This window comes from Sideroxyarcus emersonii, from assembly GCF_021654335.1.
Classification (GTDB): Bacteria; Pseudomonadota; Gammaproteobacteria; order Burkholderiales; family Gallionellaceae; genus Sideroxyarcus; species Sideroxyarcus emersonii.
Map to the genome: position 1 here is coordinate 1,943,671 of NZ_AP023423.1, position 22,169 is coordinate 1,965,839.

At 58.4% G+C, this 22,169-nt stretch carries 28 protein-coding genes and 1 riboswitch; of the genes, 16 read left to right on the forward strand and 12 right to left on the reverse strand.

The genetic code is table 11. From position 1 onward, the window contains the following. Nucleotides 1-11 precede the first annotated feature (11 nt). Nucleotides 12-641, forward strand: a complete 630-nt coding sequence (locus L6418_RS09325) for a phosphoribosyltransferase (protein WP_237248723.1) — start codon at nt 12-14, stop codon at nt 639-641. Nucleotides 642-647: 6 nt separating this feature from the next. Here the strand turns inward: L6418_RS09325 and L6418_RS09330 are convergent, their stop codons facing one another. The 7 genes from L6418_RS09330 to clpX all read right to left on the reverse strand — a co-directional run bounded on the left by L6418_RS09330 (nt 648) and on the right by clpX (nt 5,703). Beyond that, nucleotides 648-1,274, reverse strand: a complete 627-nt coding sequence (locus tag L6418_RS09330; protein WP_237246649.1) for a dienelactone hydrolase family protein — start codon at nt 1,272-1,274, stop codon at nt 648-650. Nucleotides 1,275-1,312: 38 nt separating this feature from the next. Continuing rightward, nucleotides 1,313-1,663, reverse strand: coding sequence for a ribosome hibernation-promoting factor, HPF/YfiA family (gene hpf, locus L6418_RS09335; RefSeq protein WP_237246650.1), 351 nt, complete (start codon nt 1,661-1,663; stop codon nt 1,313-1,315). Nucleotides 1,664-1,709: 46 nt separating this feature from the next. Further along, entirely contained in the window at nt 1,710-2,210 is a 501-nt protein-coding gene (locus L6418_RS09340) for a BCAM0308 family protein (protein ID WP_237246651.1), read from the reverse strand. A gap of 51 nt (nt 2,211-2,261) precedes the next feature. Beyond that, complete coding sequence (locus L6418_RS09345; RefSeq protein ID WP_237246652.1) at nt 2,262-2,711, reverse strand: Hsp20/alpha crystallin family protein; 450 nt, start codon at nt 2,709-2,711, stop codon at nt 2,262-2,264. Nucleotides 2,712-2,809: 98 nt separating this feature from the next. Beyond that, nucleotides 2,810-2,998, reverse strand: coding sequence for a hypothetical protein (locus tag L6418_RS09350; RefSeq protein WP_237246653.1), 189 nt, complete (start codon nt 2,996-2,998; stop codon nt 2,810-2,812). A 40-nt stretch (nt 2,999-3,038) separates the two neighbouring features. Next, complete coding sequence (locus tag L6418_RS09355) at nt 3,039-4,634, reverse strand: bifunctional aminoglycoside phosphotransferase/ATP-binding protein (RefSeq protein ID WP_237246654.1); 1,596 nt, start codon at nt 4,632-4,634, stop codon at nt 3,039-3,041. Between the two features lie 43 nt (nt 4,635-4,677). Beyond that, nucleotides 4,678-5,703 (reverse strand): ATP-dependent Clp protease ATP-binding subunit ClpX, encoded by a 1,026-nt coding sequence (gene clpX, locus L6418_RS09360; protein WP_237246655.1) that lies wholly within the window; start codon nt 5,701-5,703, stop codon nt 4,678-4,680. A gap of 139 nt (nt 5,704-5,842) precedes the next feature. On the opposite strand from clpX, the gene L6418_RS09365 reads away from it, so the two are divergent. Next, complete coding sequence (locus L6418_RS09365) at nt 5,843-6,538, forward strand: arylesterase (protein ID WP_237246656.1); 696 nt, start codon at nt 5,843-5,845, stop codon at nt 6,536-6,538. Continuing rightward, on the forward strand, nt 6,535-6,846 hold the full coding sequence (locus tag L6418_RS09370; protein WP_237246657.1) for a hypothetical protein: 312 nt from the start codon (nt 6,535-6,537) through the stop codon (nt 6,844-6,846). Before L6418_RS09365 ends, L6418_RS09370 begins: the two co-directional genes overlap by 4 nt. 4 nt (nt 6,847-6,850) lie before the next feature. Here L6418_RS09370 and L6418_RS09375 read toward each other — a convergent pair whose 3' ends face one another. From L6418_RS09375 to L6418_RS09390, 4 genes are all read right to left on the reverse strand, one after another. Further along, the gene (locus L6418_RS09375) at nt 6,851-8,554 is read right to left on the reverse strand and encodes an ATP-binding protein (protein ID WP_237246658.1); all 1,704 of its coding nucleotides are present in this window, start codon (nt 8,552-8,554) and stop codon (nt 6,851-6,853) included. A 167-nt stretch (nt 8,555-8,721) separates the two neighbouring features. Then, complete coding sequence (locus L6418_RS09380) at nt 8,722-9,243, reverse strand: Spy/CpxP family protein refolding chaperone (RefSeq protein WP_237246659.1); 522 nt, start codon at nt 9,241-9,243, stop codon at nt 8,722-8,724. Between the two features lie 66 nt (nt 9,244-9,309). Beyond that, nucleotides 9,310-9,960, reverse strand: a complete 651-nt coding sequence (locus L6418_RS09385) for a thioredoxin family protein (RefSeq protein WP_237246660.1) — start codon at nt 9,958-9,960, stop codon at nt 9,310-9,312. A 14-nt stretch (nt 9,961-9,974) separates the two neighbouring features. Further along, nucleotides 9,975-10,394, reverse strand: a complete 420-nt coding sequence (locus tag L6418_RS09390; RefSeq protein WP_237246661.1) for a secondary thiamine-phosphate synthase enzyme YjbQ — start codon at nt 10,392-10,394, stop codon at nt 9,975-9,977. Nucleotides 10,395-10,467: 73 nt separating this feature from the next. Between L6418_RS09390 and L6418_RS09395 the strand changes: the two genes are divergently transcribed. From L6418_RS09395 to L6418_RS09450, 12 genes are all read left to right on the forward strand, one after another. Then, nucleotides 10,468-11,736 carry a cysteine desulfurase gene (locus L6418_RS09395; RefSeq protein WP_237246662.1) on the forward strand — a complete coding sequence of 423 codons (1,269 nt, stop codon included), beginning with the start codon at nt 10,468-10,470 and terminating at the stop codon, nt 11,734-11,736. A gap of 107 nt (nt 11,737-11,843) precedes the next feature. Beyond that, the gene (locus L6418_RS09400; protein WP_237246663.1) at nt 11,844-12,119 is read left to right on the forward strand and encodes a segregation and condensation protein A; all 276 of its coding nucleotides are present in this window, start codon (nt 11,844-11,846) and stop codon (nt 12,117-12,119) included. A gap of 226 nt (nt 12,120-12,345) precedes the next feature. Next, nucleotides 12,346-12,696 (forward strand): hypothetical protein, encoded by a 351-nt coding sequence (locus L6418_RS09405; protein WP_237246664.1) that lies wholly within the window; start codon nt 12,346-12,348, stop codon nt 12,694-12,696. Nucleotides 12,697-12,865: 169 nt separating this feature from the next. Next, entirely contained in the window at nt 12,866-13,747 is an 882-nt protein-coding gene (locus L6418_RS09410; protein ID WP_237246665.1) for a radical SAM protein, read from the forward strand. 143 nt (nt 13,748-13,890) lie between these two features. Beyond that, nucleotides 13,891-14,070, forward strand: coding sequence for a DUF4160 domain-containing protein (locus L6418_RS09415; RefSeq protein ID WP_237246666.1), 180 nt, complete (start codon nt 13,891-13,893; stop codon nt 14,068-14,070). Next, nucleotides 14,051-14,320, forward strand: a complete 270-nt coding sequence (locus tag L6418_RS09420; protein ID WP_237246667.1) for a DUF2442 domain-containing protein — start codon at nt 14,051-14,053, stop codon at nt 14,318-14,320. The genes L6418_RS09415 and L6418_RS09420 overlap by 20 nt, the downstream gene beginning before the upstream one ends. A 348-nt stretch (nt 14,321-14,668) precedes the next feature. After that, nucleotides 14,669-15,025: a hypothetical protein gene (locus tag L6418_RS09425; RefSeq protein ID WP_237246668.1), complete on the forward strand. Its 357-nt coding sequence runs from the start codon at nt 14,669-14,671 to the stop codon at nt 15,023-15,025. A gap of 58 nt (nt 15,026-15,083) precedes the next feature. Next, a complete protein-coding gene (locus L6418_RS09430; protein ID WP_237246669.1) occupies nt 15,084-15,761 on the forward strand; it encodes a hypothetical protein in 678 nt (225 codons plus the stop codon). Nucleotides 15,762-15,771: 10 nt separating this feature from the next. Continuing rightward, the gene (locus L6418_RS09435) at nt 15,772-17,049 is read left to right on the forward strand and encodes a dsDNA nuclease domain-containing protein (RefSeq protein ID WP_237246670.1); all 1,278 of its coding nucleotides are present in this window, start codon (nt 15,772-15,774) and stop codon (nt 17,047-17,049) included. Further along, a complete protein-coding gene (locus tag L6418_RS09440) occupies nt 17,046-17,525 on the forward strand; it encodes a hypothetical protein (RefSeq protein ID WP_237246671.1) in 480 nt (159 codons plus the stop codon). The genes L6418_RS09435 and L6418_RS09440 overlap by 4 nt, the downstream gene beginning before the upstream one ends. Further along, nucleotides 17,522-19,294, forward strand: a complete 1,773-nt coding sequence (locus L6418_RS09445; protein WP_237246672.1) for a hypothetical protein — start codon at nt 17,522-17,524, stop codon at nt 19,292-19,294. The genes L6418_RS09440 and L6418_RS09445 overlap by 4 nt, the downstream gene beginning before the upstream one ends. Before the next feature lie 69 nt (nt 19,295-19,363). Beyond that, complete coding sequence (locus L6418_RS09450; protein WP_237246673.1) at nt 19,364-20,251, forward strand: metallophosphoesterase; 888 nt, start codon at nt 19,364-19,366, stop codon at nt 20,249-20,251. 43 nt (nt 20,252-20,294) lie between these two features. Here L6418_RS09450 and L6418_RS09455 read toward each other — a convergent pair whose 3' ends face one another. After that, nucleotides 20,295-20,678, reverse strand: coding sequence for a S24 family peptidase (locus tag L6418_RS09455; RefSeq protein ID WP_237246674.1), 384 nt, complete (start codon nt 20,676-20,678; stop codon nt 20,295-20,297). A gap of 250 nt (nt 20,679-20,928) precedes the next feature. Here L6418_RS09455 and L6418_RS09460 point away from each other — a divergent pair, with 250 nt between their 5' ends. Next, nucleotides 20,929-21,975 (forward strand): RNA methyltransferase, encoded by a 1,047-nt coding sequence (locus L6418_RS09460; RefSeq protein ID WP_237246675.1) that lies wholly within the window; start codon nt 20,929-20,931, stop codon nt 21,973-21,975. Nucleotides 21,976-22,034: 59 nt separating this feature from the next. Next, a riboswitch (cyclic di-GMP riboswitch) is annotated at nt 22,035-22,123 on the forward strand. Nucleotides 22,124-22,169: the final 46 nt, after the last annotated feature.

Here is a 22,169-nt window from a genome sequence, read left to right on the forward strand (position 1 = left end):
AGAAGACCATGATGATGTTTCGCGATCGCGATGACGCTGCACGGCAGCTGGCAACCGCACTGGGACAATATCGCGGCCGCCATCCGCTGGTACTGGCGATTCCGCGCGGCGCCGTGCCGATGGGCCGGATCATCGCCGATGCGCTGGAGGGGGAAGTGGACGTCGTGCTGGTGCGCAAGCTGCGTGCGCCCCGCAATCCCGAGTTCGCCATCGGGGCGGTGGACGAGACCGGCTGGACCTACCTCGGCGACTATGCAAAGCACGTGGCAGGGAGCCAGGAATACATCGATGCCGAGAAGGCGGCCCAGCTTGAGGTGATGCGCGAACGCCGTGCCAGCTATACCCCGGTGCGCCCGCCGCTCGACCCGGCTGGACGCATCGTGATCGTGGTGGACGACGGCCTGGCCACCGGTTCCACCATGATCGCCGCCCTGCATGCGCTGCGCGCGAAACATCCGCTGAAACTGGTCTGCGCCGTGCCGGTGGCCCCGCCGGATACGCTGGACAAGGTGCGCCCGTATGCCGACGAAGTGGTATGCCTGAGTGCGCCGGAAATGTTCTATGCGGTGGGACAGTTCTACCAGTCGTTCCCGCAGGTCAGCGACGGCGAGGTCATCAAGCTGCTGGGAGCGATGGCGTAGCAGCTCCTAAAGGTGGGCTGCGAACCACTCCGCAGCTGCGCCAGCCGCCTGTTGCAGCGTGCCCGGCTCCTCGAACAGGTGCGTCGCACCTGGGACGAGGATGAGTTCCTTGTTGCAGGACATCAGCCCATACGCCTGCTGGTTCAACTCGATCACGCCGTAGTCGTCGGCACCGACGATCAGCAGCGTCGGTGCGGTCACGCTCGCCAGCGCCCGTTCTCCGGCCAGGTCGGGACGTCCGCCGCGCGACACCACCGCGGCGATCCTGCCGCCCATCTCCGCGGCCGCCTGCAAGGCCGCCGCCGCTCCCGTGCTGGCACCGAAATAGCCGAGCCGCAGCCCCTGCGTCCCGGGGTCGCCCTGCAGCCATGCGGTGGCCGCCAGCAACCGCCGCGTAAGCAGTGCGATATCGAAACGCGTATCGTAATCGCGGTCTTCTTCGCGGGTCAGCAGGTCGAACAGCAATGTGCCGATGCCGCGATGCTGCAACACCCCCGCCACATAAGTGTTGCGCGGGCTGAAACGGCTGCTGCCGCTGCCATGCGCAAACAGCACCACGCCCCTCGCGCCCGGCGGCAGGACCAACTCGCCATCAAGTTCGACCGGGCCGGCGGGGATGCGTACGGTGCTCATCGGCAATGGGATTCTGAGCCAGCCTGCCCGGCTGCTGGCTAACCTTCGCTGCTGCGCCGCTCTTCATGCTTCTTGACGTCGCCGCGCAGCTTGCGGGCATAGTCCTCGAGCTGACGCTTGGCGGCATCGAAACCATCGCGCAGCGCGACATAGACATCCTCGGCATGGTCACGGTTGACCACGATCTCGCCGCCAGCCACGCCGATGTCGATGCGCACGTTGAACTGCTTGCCCTGCTGGTGATGCTTGTGGGGCATCTCGACCACGACCCGGCACGACATGATGTGATTGAAGAACTCGTCGAGTTTCTTCACCTTCTCGCGGATATGAGTCTCCAGCGCTGCAGACTGCTCGAAGTCACGAATGGTGATCTGTAATGGGATTTGCATGAATTCTTCTCCAAAGTTCAAGTTGCCGTCGTACCGCCTCGTCCGCTCAGTGCTTCCAGTTCACCCGCAGCAGATTCTGCTCCGGGTTGTAGTGAAACTCCAGCTTGCCCTGGTACGCATGGTGCAACGCATCGCCGATACCGCGCGCCAGATGGATATCGGTGGTGGTCACCAGCGTACCCTGCTGGGTCTTCTCGATGGCCATGATACGCTGCAACGGATGCGTAGCCTTCTCCTTCGCTTCGTGATGGCGTATCTGCTGCAGCACTTCCTGTTCATGCTGCGCAAAGAAATCCCCGCTCAGCGACACGTATCCCGCCGGAAAGCGGTCGCGCACCCGATGACAGGCCGGACAGTACGTCTGGTGTGCATCCTTCGGCTTGTCCAGCCATTGCCAGTGCCCGGCATGGTAAACGGCGCCGCAATCCGGACAGACCGTGGGCTCGGGCAGCTTGCCCTTGGTTTTATAGGTATCGTGCACCGCCTCCTGCAGCAGCTGGTCGCGGCGCACGAGGTGAAACCCGGGGGGATGTGATGGGTAAGTCATGATTGCCTCCTCTGTGCCCTCCCCGTGCGATCCCACAGGGAAGGGAGTTGGTTACGATACCGAGACGTTGATCGATTTCGGTTTGGCCTTCGCGGATTTCGGCAGCGTGACATTCAGCATGCCATCCTTGAATTCGGCCTTGACGGCGGACTCGTCCGCATCGTCCGGCACCCGGAAGCTGCGCACGAAGTTTCCATACGAGCACTCGACACGATGGAACTTCTTGCCCTTCTCTTCCTTCTCCATCTTGCGCTCGCCCTGAATGGTGAGCATCCCGTCCTGGATGGTGACTTTGACATCCTCCTTTTTCACGCCGGGAATCTCGCCCTTGACCGTGTATGCGGCATCGGTCTCGCTGATGTCGACGGAAGGCATCCAGTCCGCCACCGCCAGCATCTCGCTATCCGCTTCCGGACGGCCGACGGGGCGACCGAACATACGGTTCAAGCGGCTGGAAACGTCTTCCAGTTCCCTGAATGGATCCCATTTGATCAGATTCATGACAGCGCTCCTTTCACAGTAGTTCAAGAAAAGATCGTTGCCCCGCGGCGCGCTGACAGGCCTCAACAGACAAGCAGGCCTTGCGCGCCCGCAGGGTTTCAATCGATGAGGTAATGGTCGGGGTTGAATTCCCGGTTGCTGGCGATACTGCCTGTATTTTCCAGTTTCATGACGTTCTCCTCGGGCTGCAAAGTACGTACGACGAACAGAAAATCCTGCTCCTGCTTGTCACAGTATGCGCCTAAGAAAATCGCTGGCAAGTGTTGCAATTCGATCATTGCAGTCAAACAGTCAACTACTTGGCATGGGTATTCGCCGCCCCGCGCATCACCGCGATGCGGCAACAAGCAAACTGCCGAGCTGCTCCCAGGCGCGCGCATTCGCCTCGCAGTCCGGCGCTTCCTCGCTCGTGAAAAACGCCGCGCATGCCAGCTCGGACTGCGCCAGCGGCTGCTGCCTGGATTGCAGCAAGTCCAGCACCGCCACATCCGCCTCCGAGGCATCGTTGCGGCGCAGCTGCACGCGTTCGCGCAGCACCGCATCGGATGCATGCAGCGACGCGATGGCGAACGGCACCGACATGCCCTGCGCCAGCCTGCGAAACGCCTCGCGCTCTTCCTGCCTTAGGAACGCCGCATCCACGATCACCGGCAGGCCCGCCAACAAGATGCCGCGCGCCAGTTCGTGCAGCCGCGCATAGGTTTGCCGGGTCGCCTCCGCACCGTAGATGTCGCCGACATGCGCACGGCTGCTCTCCAGCCCGCCCAGACCGAACAGCCGCTTGCGCTCGACATCGGAACGGATGCGGATGGCGCCCAACTGCTGCAGCGCCAGCTGCGAGAACGTGGTCTTGCCCGAGCCGGGCAGGCCGTGCATGACGATCAGCGCCGGGCGATACCGGCCCAGGCATTGCCGCGCGAGCGCCAGATAACTGCGGCACGCTGCCAGTGCGGGTGCCCTGGCGTGTCTCGACATGCCGGGCTGCGCAGCCCGGAAGGCGCTGACCTTGGCGCGCACCGCCGCCCGATAGGCGAGATAGAAACGCAGCACAGATACGCCGCCGTAGTCGCCGCTGCCCTCCAGACAGCCGTTCAGCACGCGCCAGGCCAGCTCGGCCCGGTTGCGATGCAGCAGGTCCATCATCGGGAACGCGATCTCGTCCATCACATCGATCCAGCGCAGGTCCGGATTGAATTCGATGCAGTCGAACGGCACCGGTTGATCCCCGACCAGCACGATGTTGCCGAGATGCAGATCGCCGTGGCATTCGCGCACCCATCCCTGCTCCCGGCGCGCCTCGAAGGTCGCGCGGCATGCGGCGAATTCGGCCTCGGTGGCCGCTTCCAGCGCCGCGATCCCGTCCAGGTCCGCATCGTCGGCAAGCAGCAGGCGCAACTGTTCGAAGTTCTGCATCGCTGCGTTCCTGATCGACGCAGGCGTGCCGAATCCGGAACCCGGTGCCGCCGCCGGAATGGCGGCATGGAAACGGACGATGGCGGCAGCCAGGCTGTCGATGTGTCGCGCTTCGATCCTGCCGCGTTGCAGCGATTTGTCCATCAGGTCGGCGGAAACGAAGCGGCGCATCCTCACGGCATACTCGATCGCCGGCTGCATGCCGAACTGCGGAATCTCCGCACTGCCGCCGATCGCCACCGTATCGAGATAGAGCTCGGGCGCGGTGCGCCGGTTGAGCCTGATCTCCTCCTCGCAGCATGATCGCCGCAATGACAGCGTCGAATAATCGAGGAAGCCCAGGTCGACCGCCTTCTTGATCTTGTAGGCATAACTGCCGGCCAGCAGCACCCACGAGATATGCGTCTCGATCACCTCCACCGACCGCGCGGCATGGGGATAGCGGCGCGGTTCGCGCAGCGCGGCGATGAGTCTTTGCTGGTTCGCGTACTGGCTCTGCAGGTCTTTCATCGCTGGCGTATCGGCGTGAACATGGAAGTCGTCCTGACGCCGCTTACGATGCAGCAATCAGGCCAGGTTCTTCGAACAGCGATCTGATCAGCACCTTGCGGATCTCCGGACGGTCGGGGATCTGGTACAGCACCGGCGTGAGCATCTCCTCGAAGATGCCGCGCAGGCTGCGCGCACCAACCTTGTACTCGTATGCCATCTCGGCGACCTGCCGGAAGACGTCCGGCTCGATCACCAGTTCGACTCCCTCGTCCCTGAAAATCTCGCAGAACTGGTTGTAGATCGAGTTGCGCGGTTCCACCATGATTCTCGTCAGCAGTTCCTTCGACAGGTTCTGCAGCCTGGCGATGACCGGCAGGCGTCCGGCGAACTCGGGGATCAGCCCGAACTTGAACAGGTCGGTGGGCTTCACGCGCGAATTCAGCCGGTTGAGGATCTGCTGGTCGTCGCTCCCGCCGGTGGAGATGAAGCCGAACGCCTGGTTCTTGGCGGTGATGCTTTCCAGGCCGACGAATGCCCCCGCGCAAATGAACAGGATATCGGTCGTGTCGATGGTGCGCGTGCCGTCCAGCCGGACCAGCGCGCTCTCCATGATCTTCAGCAGCGCATGCTGCACCCGTTCCCCCGATGCGCCGTGCGGGTCGCCTTCCGGCGATTTCAGCTTGTCGATCTCGTCGATGAAGACGATGCCGTGCTGGGCGCGGGCGATGTCGCCATCCGCCTTGTCCAGCAGGCGCTGCATCAATGCCTCGATCTCCTCATTGACGTATTTCGACTGCGCCAGCGAAGTGGCATTGGCCGTGGCGAAAGGCACGCGCGCCACCCTGGACAGCGTCTCGCACAGCAGCGTCTTGCCGGTGCCGGTCGGGCCGATCAGCAGGATGTTGCTCTTGACCACCTCCACGCCGTTGTGCCGCTGCTTGCCCAGCTTGCGGTAATGCGAATACACCGCCACGGAGAGCGTCTTCTTGGCCTCGTCCTGGCCGACCACGTATTGATCCAGATAATTCGAGATCGCACTCGGGGTCAGTTTCTTTCCCTGCGCCTGCTCGCCGCTGGCACTCTCCATATCGCCCACCCTTGTCAGAATTTTCCGGAGTTTCACCTACTGTCCTTGCAGTCTACCTTGAGAGTATCCTTGACGGCAAAACGAGCTGCCGCAGCCGACGCGCGCAGCCAACCACCAGGTCAGGATACATTTCGTCGCGATGAGTACAGACCTCCTATCCTTCCCGCCAGACCGCCGCCACCGATCGGGCACCGGCCCGGCATTGCAGCTGCTCCTGTCGATCATCGCCATCGTCCTGCTCGCTGCCTGCGGCAAACCCAAGGAAGAAGCCATCCCTGCCGGCAGTCATGTGCTGGCGCTGGGGGACAGCCTGACCGAAGGCGCAGGCGTGGCGCCCCAGGAAGCATGGCCCAGCCTGCTGGCAAGCAAGACCGGCTGGGTGGTGATCAACGGCGGCGTCAGCGGCGACACCAGCGGGGCGGCCCTGCAGCGCCTGCCCGCCCTGCTAGACCAGCATCAACCGGTGCTGGTCCTGGTGACCCTGGGCGGCAACGACATGCTGCGCCGTCTGCCGCAGCAAGAGACCATCGCCAACCTGGAAAGGATCGTCGCACTGGTCCGGGCGCACGGAGCGAAACCGGTGCTGCTGGCAACGCCGAACCCGAGCCTGATGGGCGCGGTCTTCCAGCACCTGACGGCAGCGGATTTCTACCAGCAGCTGGCCGACGCGCAACAGGTCCCGCTGCTCAAGGATGAGATGGCCGGCGTCCTGTCCGACCCGCAACTGAAAGTCGACCAGCTGCACCCGAATGCCGCCGGGCATGTGCTGCTGGCGGAGAAGATCTTCAAGGATTTGCAGTCGCTCGGATACATCGGCCAGGATCGGAAATCATGACGAGCGCATGGTTCACCAGCAATCTCGGCGACGCGATGCTGGCCGGGGAAGCGTTAACCGGGCTGGAGGCGCTGTTCGGGTCGACATATGGAGATCCCGGGGAACACGGCAAGGCCGCGATCTTCATCCGCCACGAATCGGAAGGACGGCTGCATTGCGAGGTAAAAGCCTACTTCACCCCGGAGGCCGCCGCCGTGGCAAATGCGGTCGCCGCCGATCCCTGCGCCCAGCCCTCGCGCGACGGGCTGAGCCTGCTTGCCGGTTCCAGCTCCGCCTGGCTGGCCTACTTCCCCGACCGCGACGATTGAATCGTCACTCCGGCCTGGGCAGGCTGACGGTGACGCTGGTGCCCCCCTCTGGCCTGGCGGCGATGCGCAAGCTGGCCCCCAGCAGGGAAGCGCGGTAGTGCATGGTGTGCATGCCCAGCCCCTTGCTTGAATCCGCCGCGCCCGTGGCGATGCCGCTACCGTTATCGGCGATCTCCAGCTCGATGTTGCTGGGCGTCTCGCTGATGCGGATCGTAATGCGGGTGGCACCGCTGTGCTTGATGGCATTGTTCACCGCCTCCTGGGTGATGCGGAACAGGTTGATCAGCACTTGCGGATTATCGATCTCGATCTCGCTCCCGGAGACGACCTCGCACTCGATGTGGTAGATCGAGACGACGTTGAAGGCGATCTGCCCCAGCATGGCTTGCAGGCCGGCACCTTTCAGCTCCACCGGATACAGGCCTTGTGCCAGGCCGCGCGTCTTGCTGATGGCCTCATTGATCATGGTGGTGATCCTCGCGGCCGCCTCATGATCGGGATAGCCGTGTTTCTTCAGGTCCTGGAACAGCAGTTCGGAGATGAAGGCGATGCCGGTCAGGTGCTGTCCCAGATCGTCATGCAGCTCGCGGCCGATCTTCTCCTGGGTTTCCTCGGTGACGCCGATGATCCTGCGTTCGGCGATGCTGGCCCGTTTCAGCGCGGCCTCCGCCGTCTTGATCGAATCCACATACAGGAACGTGCCGCTGGCGATCAGGATCAGGATGCTGCCCGCCATCCCGAGCAGCACGGCAAACCACAGCCTGTCGCGGCTCAGGGTATGGAACTCGGTGACATCGGTGTCTATGTGAACCCGCATGCGGTATTCGGGCAGTTCTTTCGACGAAAAAATATGCGGGTCGGTATCGCCCTGGACGCGGAACAACGCAGCGAAACGCCGGTCGCCCCATGGCTCGATCTGCAGCAAGGGAAAGGACGTCGTCCGGTAGCGGTCGAACCTGTCCTGTTCGGAAACGCCCTCGATCGGGGCACCCGGCAAGGCATGCAGCTCGCGCTCCTTCTCGTTGGCCAGGATGATCACGCCGTTCCTGTCGGTCACGAAGGCGCTCACCTGCCTGATCATCGCAGTCAGGTTGGGCACTTCGCTCTTGGCCACGACGGCCCCGACGAAGCGCCCCTTGACCATGACCGGGGCCGCGAAAAAGATCCCGGGGATATGCGTGGTCTTGCCGACCGCATATTGCATGCCCGGCCGGCCATTCATGTTCTCGTGGAAGAACTCGCGTTCGGCGTAATTGCTGCCGATGGAGCTGCCCAGCGTATCGATGTTGCCTGCGCTGATGCAGTCCCCTGCCGCGTTCACCACATAGATCAGGTTGACCTGCAGATTGCCCTGCACCCCGCGCAGGTACAAGCTCAATTCGCGCAATGCCGGATCGTCGCTCCAGCGCTTCTTGCGCACCGCGAGCGGTTGCGGCGAAGGGACGCCGGAAGTACCGAAGCGGGCCAGCGCATTCTTCACCCTTTCCGATTGCACCAGCAGATCGGGGATGCCGGCGATGAAACCGAGGTTGCGCCGGATACTGTCCGACAGGTCGGAGGCCAGCTCGCTGGAGAGCCTGGTCTTCTGCGCGATGGTGATCTGCACCTGCCCGAGGTAATACTGGTTCGCGATGAACAGCGCCACGAGATTCCACACGACGATCAGCACGATCGTCACCAGCGCTATCTGTGTTCGACTATATTTCATCGGCAAAACCGGATTCGGGTTGGACAAACGATTGCTGCATTTTCGATGGGCGCGATTATGCCTTAGCGAACCGGTTCAGGAGGTCGAAAAAAACGACCAGCCGAAGCTGGTCGTGGCGACACGCAACTGCGACGGCAAACTGCGCCGCCCGCCGATACGGGCCGCGCTCAATAGCCGCGCATCATCGGGCCATAACCGCGGCCCCGGTCCTTGAGTTTCTCGCGCTGCTCCTTGGTCAGGATGGCGTTGATCCGGTTGTGCGCGTCCACCGCGTTGTCCACCATCTGGCGACGCAAATCGTCGATCGCCTTGTATTGCTTGTTGATCGCGGCGGCGTCCTGCTTGTCGTCGTCATACAGGTCCTGCAATGCATCCTGGGCATCCATCATTTCGTCCATCAGCGCCCATTGTTTCGTGCGCATCGACTTGCGGATCTGCGCGATCTTCGATTGCTGATCGGCGCTGAGATTCAGGTCGCGGTAATTCCGGTAGCCCATCATCCCCGGCCCCATGCCGTAGCCGGGACCATATCCCCCCATCATGCCGGGGCCCATGCCATAGCCCGGCCCATAGCCGCCCATCATGCCCGGACCTCCGCGCCAGTCCGGATCGGCGACCGCCGCGTTTGCAACCATCCCCAGCAACAGGGACGCCATGACGATACTGATGATTCGCTTATAGTTCTTCATTGCACACCTCCAAATAAGATGAGTTGAAGATCGGTTGAACAACGACTTGAGGCGGTCGGCCCGGTATCAGGATTTGCTGTCCTGCCCCAGCGCTTCCATCGCCTCCCCGGCGATATCCCGCACTTCTTCGTGCGCATCCTTGAGACAGGCCTCGACATAGGTGCGTGCGGCGGCCGTGCCGGTGAGGCCCAGCAGATAGCAGGCATCGGCGCGCACGCGATGGTCGAAGTGGAAGGTCAGTTCGGCCAGCTTGGGCAACAGCGCCTGCAGTTCCGGCGTGTTGGCATAGGCCTCCAGCAGCGCGCTGACGCCGAGCCGCACCGAGATGTTGGCTTCGGGATTGGCCACGATGGAAAGCAGCGATTTGAGGCGCTGCGCATCTGCCGCGATGAAGGCCACCGCTTGCGGGTAGCTGCCCTCCTTCAGCAGGTGCTCGACGTAATGCGCCGTTCCCTCGTCCCCGCTCGCCCACTCGGCCCACTGCTTCAGCTCGGCCATGCTCTGCGCGCCGGTGAGCGTGAAGGAACCGAGGCGCACCCAGGGCGCGCTGCGCACGTCGTATTGCGCCGCCTGTTCGGGATGCGCAGCGATGTTCACCACCGTGAGCTTCCCCACCTGCGCCTGCTTCACCAGCTCGGTCAGCGACTGCAGCACGGCAGGACAATGCGTGCACACCGGCGTGATGAAAAGCAGTGCATCTGGAGGCGTAGGAGACATGGTCGTTCCCTCGGTCATTCACCTTGAATAGTGATTATGATACGCCGACTGCCGCCGTTGTTCCTGTGTTCGCACAGGTATATCCCTTGCCACGTCCCGAGTTTTAACCGCCCATCGCCGACCGGGATGTTCAGGCTGCTGCCGAGCAGGCTGGACTTGATGTGCGCAGGCAGGTCGTCAGGTCCCTCGTCCCGGTGCCGGTAATAAGGTTCGTCTTCCGGCACGGCCTGGTTGAAGTAGCTTTCGAAATCCTGCCGCACCGTGGGATCGGCGTTCTCGTTAAGGGTCAGCGACGCTGAGGTGTGCTGGATGAAGACGTTCAGCATGCCGACCCTGAAGTTGCGCAGCTCCGGCAATTCGCGCAGCACCTCATCGGTGATCAGGTGGAAACCGCGGGAACGGGGCTTGAGCGAGATTTCTTTTTGCAGCCACATGGCAAAGTCACCGGAAACGGAATGATGCGCTACATTATGGCGTAAGATAACTGCCATCCCCAAGGGTGAAGCCATGAGCCAGAACGCCTCCTCGCACTCTGCCAGCAAGCTCAAGCCGGACTCGACCACGCTCGACGTCGACAGCATCCGCCACGATTTCCCCATCCTGCAGCGCCAGGTGCACGGCAAGCCGCTCATCTGGCTGGACAGCGCCGCCACCACACAGAAGCCGCAGTCAGTGATCGACCGCGTAGCGCATTTCTACCAGCACGAGAACTCCAACATCCATCGCGGCACGCACACGCTGGCCACGGAATCCGCCGCCGCCTACGAAGGCGCGCGCGCCAAGGTCGCCGCCTTCATGGGCGCGCAATCGCCACAGGAGATCGTGTTCGTGCGCGGCACCACCGAAGGCATCAACCTGCTCGCCGCCATCTTCACCGAGCACCTGCTGCGCCCCAACGACGAGATCGTGCTCACCGAGGCCGAGCACCACGCCAACATCGTGCCCTGGCAGTTCGCCGCCCGGCGTTCCGGTGCCGTCATCCGCGTCGCCCCGGTGGACGACAACGGCGACCTCATCCTCGAAGAATACGAACGCCTGCTCGGGCCGCGCACCCGCATCGTCTCCATCACCCACGTCTCCAACGCGCTCGGCACCGTCATGCCGATCCGCGAGATGACCGTGCTGGCCAAGCGCCACGGCGCCACCGTGGTGATCGACGGCGCGCAGGGCGTGCCGCATCGCCGCGTCGACGTGCAGGCCATCGGCTGCGACTTCTATGTATTCTCCGGCCACAAGCTGTTCGCCCCCACCGGCATCGGCGCCGTCTACGGCCGCCAGGCGCTGTGGGACGACATGCCGCCCTGGCAGGGCGGCGGCGGCATGATCCGGCACGTCACCTTCAGGGAAAGCACCTTCACGGAACCGCCGAGAAGGTTCGAGGCGGGCACGCCCTCGGTGTCGTCCGCCGTGGGGCTGGGTGCGGCCATCGATTACCTCGACGGCATCGGCATGGAGGCGATCGAACGCCACGAGACAGAACTGCTGGCCTACGCGCTGCAAGGCATCCGCAGCGTCGACGGCCTGCGTGTGATCGGCATGCCCCGCGACCGCGGCGGCGTCATCTCGTTCGTGATGGACGGCATCCCCGACCTGCAGGTCGCCAAAATGCTGGATGCACAAGGCATCGCGGTACGCACCGGCCACCATTGCGCGCAACCCATCCTCGCGCGCTTCGGGCTCGAATCCAGCGTGCGTCCCTCGTTCGCGTTCTACAACACCCGCGCCGAAGCGGATACACTGATCGAAACGCTGCGCAGAATCAGTCGGCAGCGGTAAGCAGACCGCCTGCTGCGGATGCGCGGCATATTGCCCGAAAATAATTCGGCCCCGCCCCATGCAATTCCAGTAAAGTGGTTCCCTGCCACTTACCCCGGGATATATCCATGAGCACAGAAGAGTTAAGCAAGGAACAACAGATCCTGCGCCTGATGCGCAAAACGCTGGGCAGCGTCGTCAGGGACGCCACCCCGCTCGGCGGACGCCCAAATCCACTGAAGGACACCACTATCCAGGAGATCAAGGATTGTTTCGCCTTGATCTCCGACCGCGAAAAGGAATTGGCCGGGCAACTCGGCTTCGACCAGGCCAAGCCTTATTACAAGGACGGCGAGCAACCGAATTCGAACGTGCTCAACTTCGTCAAACCGTCCAAAGAATAGATTCAACGGCTGCTCCAGCCGCGCCCTCCGTTCGTGCCGACCCCGTCGCGGCCTGAGCGGAGGACGACATCCAGCAATTCTAAATCCGCTCCCCCGACACACCCCGCTTATATCCATTGGTTATTAGGATGTAACAAACAAGTATTTCACCGGAATATGGCACGCCGCTAGACTGCACTCCAAGTTGATCGACTCAACTGCTCATCCACGGAAAGGAAGGCGTCATATGTCCACACTGAAAGACAGATTCGAGAACGTGCCAGACAACTGGAAGGTCCTGCGCCTCGCCGCAGGGGAAACGCCACATGGCGTCAAGCTGCCGGTCGGACCGGTGCTGGTGCCGCTGGCAGTATGGCGCGCGCGCCGCGCCGAACTGATCCGCCGCGAATACGATCATGGCTGGCCGCTCGGCGTCTGGCTGGGCGCGGAGGAAAGCCCCGCCGCCATCAAGCACGACATCGACGACTTCACCGTGGTCGGCGTCGAGCCCGACAAGAGCGGCGACCGCTTCCATAGCGTGTGGCAGCTGCTCGCAAATTTTGGCTATCGCGGCGCAGTCACCCCCACGCCGGCGTAACCGGACGGCGCAGGCTGGGCAGACCGATCTGCGCCGCCATTGCCTGTTCCCATGTCGCCTTGCCTGAGAATGCGCTGATCAAATCCTCAGCGTGTTGGAGAACCAGGTTCCCCGTTCGCCCTGAGCCAGCGGAAGGGTGAATGGCCTTGTTCATATATTACAATTCGGCATGCCCCTGCCCTATGACATGCCGCTGTTCCGCCCTCCCTCCGAAGGCGACAACCTGATCATCCAGGCCACGCTGGGCTGCAGCTTCAACCAGTGCAGCTTCTGCGCCATGTATCGCAGCAAGCACTATGTCGAACGCCCGCTGGCTGACGTGTGTGCCGATATCCGCACTGCCGCCGCCGACTGGCCGGATGCGCAACGCGTGTTCCTCGCCGATGGCGATGCGCTAGCCCTGCCGACGGAACACCTGTTCGCCATCCTGCGCGAACTGGCCGCAACGTTCCCGCGCCTGACGCGCGTTTCCTGCTATGCCACGCCCGGCAACCTGCAACGCAAGAGCACCGAAGAACTGACCCTGCTGCACGAACACAAGCTGAGCCTGCTCTACTTCGGCATCGAATCCGGCTCCGACCTCATCCTGAAAAAGATCACCAAGGGCGCCACGCAATGGCGCATGGCCGAAGTACTGCACAAGGCGCATGCCAGCGGCATGAAAGTTTCCGCCACCGTCATCCTCGGACTCGGCGGCACCACTCACAGCGAAGAGCACATCGACGGCACCATCGCCCTGCTCAACAGCGCACCCGTCAGCTACCTCTCCACGCTGCAACTGTATCCGGACGAAAGCATCGCCGAAGAATTCCGGCGCAAATACGGCGAACCATTCGAGATGCCAAACGACCTGGCGATATTGAAGGAACAGGAAAGACTCGTCAGCGGCCTCAACCCGCCGCAGCCGGTGATCTTCCGCTCCAACCACGCCTCCAATGCGCTGGCACTCGCCGGCAACCTGCCCAGGGACAAAGAGAAACTGCTGCAGCAACTGCGTGAAGCGATGGAGGGACAGCGGCCGCTGCGGCCGTATTACATGCGCGGGCTTTAACCCGGCCCTTATGATTTTGCCACTCCAATTGCATGCGTTACTTTGGTGTAGAATTCTTTTCATCCACTCCTTGCCTCATTGGGCATGCCAACCCCGTTCTACGATTACTAAACTGGCGTTTCCATTTCTATTCCGATGAAGGTATGGAGCCGCCACATATCCATGTGGACACGGGAGAAGGTGAATGCAAGTATTGGCTAGAGCCGATCAGACTGGCCAGAAGCCGCAACATCGGCCCTGTCGAATTGCGACGTATCGAAGCGGCAGTATTCGAGCATCAGGATTTGTTCAAGGAGAAATGGCATGAGTTTTTCCATCACTGAATTGGAGCATTGCGCCACCCGCGTCTGGGTGACTGGTCGTATCGTCTTTGTGGAGCTCACAGATGGTCGGCAGATCGGATTCCCCGCTGCCCGCTTCAAATTATTGAGCAAAGCGAGCGACGAGCAACTCAAGAATGTCACACTGCGAGCAAATGGCACTGCATTGCGCTGGGACGAACTGGACGAAGATATTTCCGTAAGCGGTATCGTTGAAGGACACTTCCAATTGCCACTACCGATGGCGGCATAAGCATCCAGCAAATCTGCAGCTTGATGGCACTTCACATTAATTTCACCTCAAGAAATATCGCACCAGCAAGCGCTTATCCATTTCCCTGCTATTCGCATTGACACTCCCCGCCCGCCTCAAATAAAGTTTGCCCCTCTTGCAGATTTGCCAGATGCACATTGCGCCGCACGAACAGCGCGAGGCTCACGGCAGATTCCCCGGATTAGGAGCTGGCGCAAGACAAGAACCCGCACAGCGGGTAGCCAGCACACGAACTGAAGGGGAAGCACTTGTCTCACGCATCCAGCATCACCCAACACACCCATCCCCTCCCCCATGCAGGGGGGGGTTAGGGCGGGGGTAGACTCCATGAGCCAGCCCACCAATCCCCTCTCCGCCAGAGAACCCCGGAATCTCGTCGCCGACGGCTGCGCCGAAACCACCATGCTGGTATTCGAGAAATTCGCCGACGAAGCCATCGCCGCCAGCAAACCCTACCTGCCGCAACCGCAACGCTCCGTCACCAAAGCCCTCCCCACCGGCAGCACCGAAGGATTCTGGAACAACATGATCAAGGGCCGCGCGCCGATACAGATAATGCAGAAAGGATTGGGCGAAGCGCTGAGGCGCGAGAAGGAAAAGCTTGCGCTGGCTTGGCTGGAAGAGACACTGCCTACGCTAAAGGGGCCGCTGACTTCGGATGCGTGGTTGGGGGGGGTAAAGTGAGGACGTTGACTCTCAATACAAAAACGCATGCATCTTTGATAATTCCAAGGATGCTGTAATGCGCGAACCACGATTCTATGTGTATAAATGTGTCGTTGATGACGGCGGGGCGCCCTGCATCGACAACAACATACTTAGCCTAACCATATGCAAACCCTACATTCGCAGTACAGCCAGAGAAGGTGATTTGATTTTTGCATTTGGCTCAAACAATGAAACGCCTAACAATCGCTTGGTCTATATCGCAGAAGTAGGACGCAAATTTTCTGGCGGTAAATATTTTGAGCTTGATGAATTCAAAAATAGGGGAGACTGTATTTATGAGCGGAATCAGTCAGGAAAGTTAGTACGCAGAACGGATGCGAAATTTCACGACTTTCCAACCGCATGGATCAGTGATCTTGGAGAGGACGGACGTTATCCCAAGGCGAACGCACTTGTTGCAAGCAACTTTCGCTATTTTGGGAAGGCAGGCACCTCATCTTGGAAATCTACGCATCCAAGACTCAAAGAGCTTATTGAGAAGCTAGGCCAAGGCCATAGAGTAAATTTCACTCAAGATTTACGAAGCGAATTACTGGAATTAAAAAAAGGAGTATGGAGAAGGTTTCCAGAAAATAAAGTGTTAGGCCGCCCCATGCATACACCTGACGAGCATATTGACCCAGATGACGGCGATGTAATGAAAATCTGCAATACTCGCTGTTACTACATAGCCAAGAAATGCAGACTTTAGGAATTTCAGCATGGCGCGAGAAGGAAAAGCTTGCGCTGGCCTGGCTGGAAGAAACACTGCCTACGCTGAAGAGGCCGCTGACTTCGGATGCGTGGTTGGGGGTGGGGGTGTAGTGATGACTGAAATACACGAAATTCAACCTAGGGAACAAAAGGGGCGAGATACGTTAGCACGCTATAGAGCGCAACTAATGGCCGCTGCTTATGCCAGCTTGCGAATACTTGATGGAAAAGGTGTTGATCGAGTCTACAGTGACTTCCATGACGATTTCGTGGTGCGTTTTAACGAAAATGGGAAACGCAGCTATCACTTTTTCCAGGTTAAAACCAATGAAAAAAGAAAATACCAATGGTCGTTGAATGACACATGGGGGCTTACGAAAAAAGATAAAGAGGCCCGAGAACTTAATGAGGATGAAATAAAGAAGATTCGTAACAGCTTCTTCGGAAAGCTACTACTTCATTGCATCAACTTCGGATCGAGCTGCAAAGAGTCCACCCTGCTTACAAATGTTCATTTTGAGGATGACGTAGAAAGCCTAATTTCATCCATTCAGAGCAAAAGCACATCTGGACGAATCGATTTAATCAAGAAGAACTTCAATCAAATATATCCCTCTGCAACTCCGCATGTAGAAGAAGCTGTAGTCGATTTCCTCTCCAAGCTAACGATTGAACCTGATGTTAGCTATGTCGACCCCAATGTTAGCGATTTCACTATGCGCACAAGGGACGCCATTCATAAATACAGTGAGATTGATCTCGAACACGAGGAGGCATGTGAAATAGCCCTTAGCTGCATACAGCTCTTTTTCAGCAAATCATTCCAGCAAGTTCTCCCCAGCATCACAGAAATTCAGCTAGACGAAGTTGCTGGCGTTGGTCTGGATGATTTACTGAAAGTCCTCTCTATTTCCAAGGATGCTTACAAAGTCCTTGCTGATGGCGGTGATGCAAAGGCACTAAAGTCAGCATCCATCATTCAAAGGAGGTTGTCGCGGTGCAACGCGGCACCTAGCATCATTGAGTTTTGCAGCCGCCAAAAGATCGCTTGGGACGCATGGTCGAGGGAGAAACGCCATGATATGGCTGAGTTTGACTTCAACCTTTTACAGCAAGAACTTCACCAAGTAATCCGGGACTGGAATGGAAGCAATTGGGAATGGTTACAGGAAAAATTAGAAACACTCTCTGATAAGTGGAAAGCCAAACCGGTTGGCACTTCGGTTACACCGGAACTATTGCTAGGCGGAATTTTCTCGACACTTGTAAAAACAGAAATGCTATGAATATTGAAGAATTTTGGGAAAGTGCTAAGCAGAATAAACTAAGTTTAGGGCCTATGGGGGAAGGCGCTGCCGACTCACCTTTGCTATCCAATGAAGCGTTATTCCATCTTCCTCTCCTCGCTATGTTTATTTTGATGATGGCCAAAGGAAGGAAAAAGCCACGTATCGATGAGCTTGGACAGACCGTGGGGGAATGTATCGAGAGAACACTAGCTGGATTTAAAGGATCAAGCCAGCACATTGGATGGTCTGGTAATTTAAGAGTACGCACTGTCAATGCCTTAGCCTTCCTTGAGCTTGCCGACCTGGTACACGTGAATCAAAACACCAAGTTCATCAGCACCACTCAAAAGGGAACCAGCCTTTATGCGCTTGCTAGTGAAGGAGAAGGCAATTTGGCCATTACCCTGAAACATGCCGAACGCCTTTATGGCGACATGAATAGAGAAACTCAAATAAGGTTGAAAGTCTTATGAGAATACACTCAGTAGAGGTTATTCCTCGCGGCGAGATGGGATGGGGATCAGGAGAGCTTGTATTAGGCTCTCAATTAACATCCCTTCATGCCCCTAATGGTAGTGGGAAGACCCCAATAGTAATGATGGTTGTATATGCCCTTGGCTATCCAGCCACTTTTAGAGATGACATTTCTAGCAAATGCCAAAGTGTCCGCCTTAAGATCACTCACGGCGAGGGAAGCTACACTATTGAACGCATCATTGATAAAGACTTCTTTGCCACCATCAATACCGATGATGGGGAGCATTATGAGTACAACAATGAGAAGGCCTTTTCAAACTTTTTGTTTGAAAAGGCTAAACTACAGATTCCGACTTTGACATCCACCAAAGGGCTGCCAACACAGCCATACATGGCGACAACGCTGCCAATATTTTATTTAGATCAGGATAGTGGCTATACAACACCGTACGCCACATCCTCAGCATTTATAACAAACCAGTTTGTCGAGACAGTACGTTTCATTTTCGGATTTCCCCCAAAGAACTCCTATGACCGAAAAAAGGAACAACTAAAGCTCAAAGCGGAACTTGATTCCATCGACAGAAAAGTCGTGACACAAGAGCAAACAATTCAAAACCTACGATCAGACTTTGGCGTTATCCCAGATGCGAGGGATCTTCAAAGAAAGATTAGTTCGCTGGAAAATCAATTGCAGGAATTTGAGAAATCCACAGTTCAAAAGGAGGAAGCTGATTCAGCCCTCAGTAGTATGCACGCCGAAAAGTTACAGACAGTGCAGGTCATTGAAAGAGAAATTAGCTTGCTTAGAGATCGACTAACTGGCATCGATCGTATAAAGAATGAAATAGCTGCAGAAGCAGACACTCTCAGTTTGAACGAAGAGGCGCGGCGGATATTCACGTCCTTCTCTGAAATATGCGCCTCTGAAAAATGCTGCCTTTTTGAGAAAAGCTTCCAAGCCTATGCAAAAAACTTGCTCTACCTGAAAGACCAGATTAAGGATTTAGACAGAAATGCCGACATCGCACAGCAGCGAATAGCGTTCTTAGACGGTCAACATGCCGCATTAAAATCCGAGGCTAGATCAATTAGCGAAAGCCTACAAAAGACTCAAGAGAAAGGAAGAACCACCGGCGTCGTCGAAGCAATTCGCCTTTTGACAATAGAGCATATAGAAGCCGAAAAACTTTTTGCTAAAGTTCTTGCCTTTCATGGGCAGATCGAGCAGTACAACAAACTCATTACTTCCCGTGATGAGCTGCAGGATCGCCTAGGACTCCTTGAAACAGGCGGGGCGACGGACCTAACTTTCTCGAAGTTCAAAGTTACCCTGAAGGAAAAGATCGTCAAATGGATGGATATTCTTAAGACACCTAATGTTTCTAGAAATGTGACTATCGAAAATGATTTAGATATCCGCTTCGGAAAAGAGCCACTCTCTATTATCAAAGGCAGTACCAAGATTCGGCTTGTGCTCTCCATTCATGCAGCCTTATTTGAGATCAATCTGGAAAAGCCGGATGCCCCATTCCGATTCTTAATTATGGATACCCCCAAGCAACATGAAATCCATACGGATGATCTTTTACACTTCCTTAGTGAACTGAGTCAGTTAGCTGCCGAAAAAGATGGCCAAATTATGGTTTCCTCCACAGACTTCAAGTACCCATGTGGCGATATGGATCGAGAATGGAGGCCTGCCTTCAATGGCCCTGAACAAGCGATGTATCTTGGAACCAGAGAAGCGGCTACTTTAGAATGATATGGGGTCAGCATCAAAATGCTTCCGGTTGAAGCTGCTCAGCTCGAATTCTGCACATCAGGAGGCGCAGTGAACAGCTTTAGAATTTCCCATCTTTCCGACTTGCATCTGACAGCGAAGGACAACGCCGCACGCTCAGAACCCAAGCTCTTTGGCGCACTAACCGGCATGAATGCCAACTTCCGAAAGATTGTCGCCTCAAGGGCGATCCAGGAATCTGATCTGGTATTAGTGACGGGCGATGTCACCGATCGTGGTGATATCGATACATGGAAATTTTTCTGGGACACAGTGGAGAAGGCCAATATCAAAGATCGGGTGCGTGTGGTGCCTGGCAACCATGATGTTTGCTGTTTGGGTGCGCGTCTTCCAAAAACAGGTAAACAGTACCGCGAAGAGGACATGGCAAAGGCTCACAAGGGGCTACTGATGGGCGGCCAGCCGACCAAGTTTCCTTGGGCATATAGTCCTGATCCTCGCGTCGTGGTGTTTGGACTTAACTCGAATAATCTGGGAAATTTCACCGCGGCCACCAATGCCATGGGTGATATTGGTTACTATCAACTAAAGGACTTGGCGAGCTTGTTATACAAGCATCGGGAGGTGCCTGTGAAAATCATTGCCATGCACCACAGCCCGAACATCCCTGAAGAGAAAACGGCGATCAAACGTGGACAGCGCCCTTTTTCGCAGCTCGATCGCATTGGGCACCAAGTGCCGGAGTCGCAAAGGCGGATGCTCAATCTGCTTTGTGTCACGCACAAGGTTCGACTGCTGTTACACGGGCATCTGCATATGTCGGAGGATCGTCGTATAACTGGCGTGCGATATATTGGTGCAGCAGCTTCGACCGCGCCACAACACAGCCCCAAAGGGCCTATCCTGCAATTTCCAACCTATCAAGTGTCCACTAGAACACATCGAGTATTCTGCAATAGTGCATTAGTGCCGATATGAGGAGTCAGAGGGGTCAGCATCGCAATGGCCGCCCCACCCCAACTCATTCGTAGTACTTGACCGACTTCCGCGCCCCCGGCTTCTTCTTGTGGATGACCACACCCTTGAGGCAATCGAGACTGGCGATGGGGGTATCCAAGTAGGCCGTATTGAGCGCATGCAGCAGCCAGCCGCCTTGCTCGTTGCGCCTGAGCTGGCGAAAGATGAAGTCTTCCTTCGCCACCTCGGCGATCACGAACGAGCCATCCCTTGCCGGCCTGCCCATCTCGATGACCAGGATCTCGCCCTCGATGAATTCCGGCTGCATGCTGTCGCCCAGCACCATCAGCGCGACCAGTTCGTTGCCGGAGCAGTTGCTTTCGGGTGCGGCGTCCTGCTGCGTGGCGGCGGCAACGACGGGGATGTTGATCGGCTTGCGCGTTTGCATGAAAAGGACTTTCAAGTTGAAGTAACTGGATGATAGTGCCAAACCGGCAGCGAATGAACTGGCTCGCAACAAGGGCTTGCCGGTGCGGCCCCAAAGGGCAATTGCGCAGCGCCCGCCGCAGATGCGGCAAATCCGCGCTGTATCCTGGGTTAAAATCAGCCGCAGTCCGTCAGCATCCATTTGCGAACCAATTTTTCATTTCCACATTCCAGCCACGCTTGCCCCACCCAGGCTAACGCCGATCTTTCCGATGCGCATCTCCCAACTCCGCCAACGCCTGCATGACCTCGGCTGCAAGCCTTGCCACCAGGACCGCCTGCTGCGCGGCTGGAGCCAGCTCTGCTCGTACGACAAGAAAGGCAGCCCCGCGCAGACGTTCTTTCCCGCTGCGTTGCGCAACGAGTTGCCCGCCATCGAAGCGGAGCTGGATGGGCTGGCACGCCTGCACGGCGAATACCCCGCCGATGCCGAGGTGGCACGGCTGCTGGTGGGGCTGGCCGACGGCCAGATGGTGGAAAGCGTGCTGCTGCCGCGCGGCGGGCTGTGCGTATCGACGCAGGTGGGTTGTGCGGTGGGCTGTGTGTTCTGCATGAGCGGGCGCGACGGCCTGCTGCGCCAGCTCGGCAGCGCCGAGATCGTGGCGCAGGTGGTGCTGGCACGCAAACGCCGCGCGGTGAGCAAGGTGGTGTTCATGGGCATGGGCGAGCCGGCGCACAACCTGGACAACGTGCTGGAGGCGATCGAGGTGCTGGGGACGCTGGGCGGCATCGGGCACAAGAACCTGGTGCTTTCCACGGTGGGCGACCTGCGCGTGTTCGAACGACTGCCGCAGCAGTTGGTGAAACCCGCGCTCGCGCTCTCGCTGCACAGTACCGATGCGGCGCTGCGCGCCAGGCTGCTGCCGCAGGCGCGGCAGATTGCGGTGGCCGAGCTGGTGCAGCGCGGCGAGGACTATGCGCGCGCCACCGGCTATCCGGTGCAATATCAATGGACCTTGATCGAGGGTGTGAACGACAGCGATGCCGAGGTGGAACGGATCGCGCAGCTCCTTTCCGGCAAGTATGCGGTGATGAACTTCATTCCTTTCAACGACGTGGAGGGTCTGCCCTACCGCCGCCCTTCGGCCGAACGGATGGCTTATATGGTGGGCACGCTGAAGCAGCGGGGCATCCTCGCCCGCCTGCGCGACTCGGCCGGGCAGGAGGTCGAGGGCGCCTGCGGGCAGTTGCGGGCACGGGCGGCAACAGCCAGGATGGCCACCATCGCCCGCCCACAACGCCAGAACGTGCCGCAATAAAGCACTTGCCAGCGCGAAAAGAACAAGGCCATAATGCCCCTACGTTTTGGGCGATATTGCCCGATTAAAGGCAAACCTATCGAAAGATAGGGACGCAAAGTTTCCGGTCTAAGGGGCCCTGAAGCCCTAGGACAGCGGGACTGCCGGTAACCACACACCCTTTGGGTGGTTTCCGTTAGCTCCTCACAGGCTTG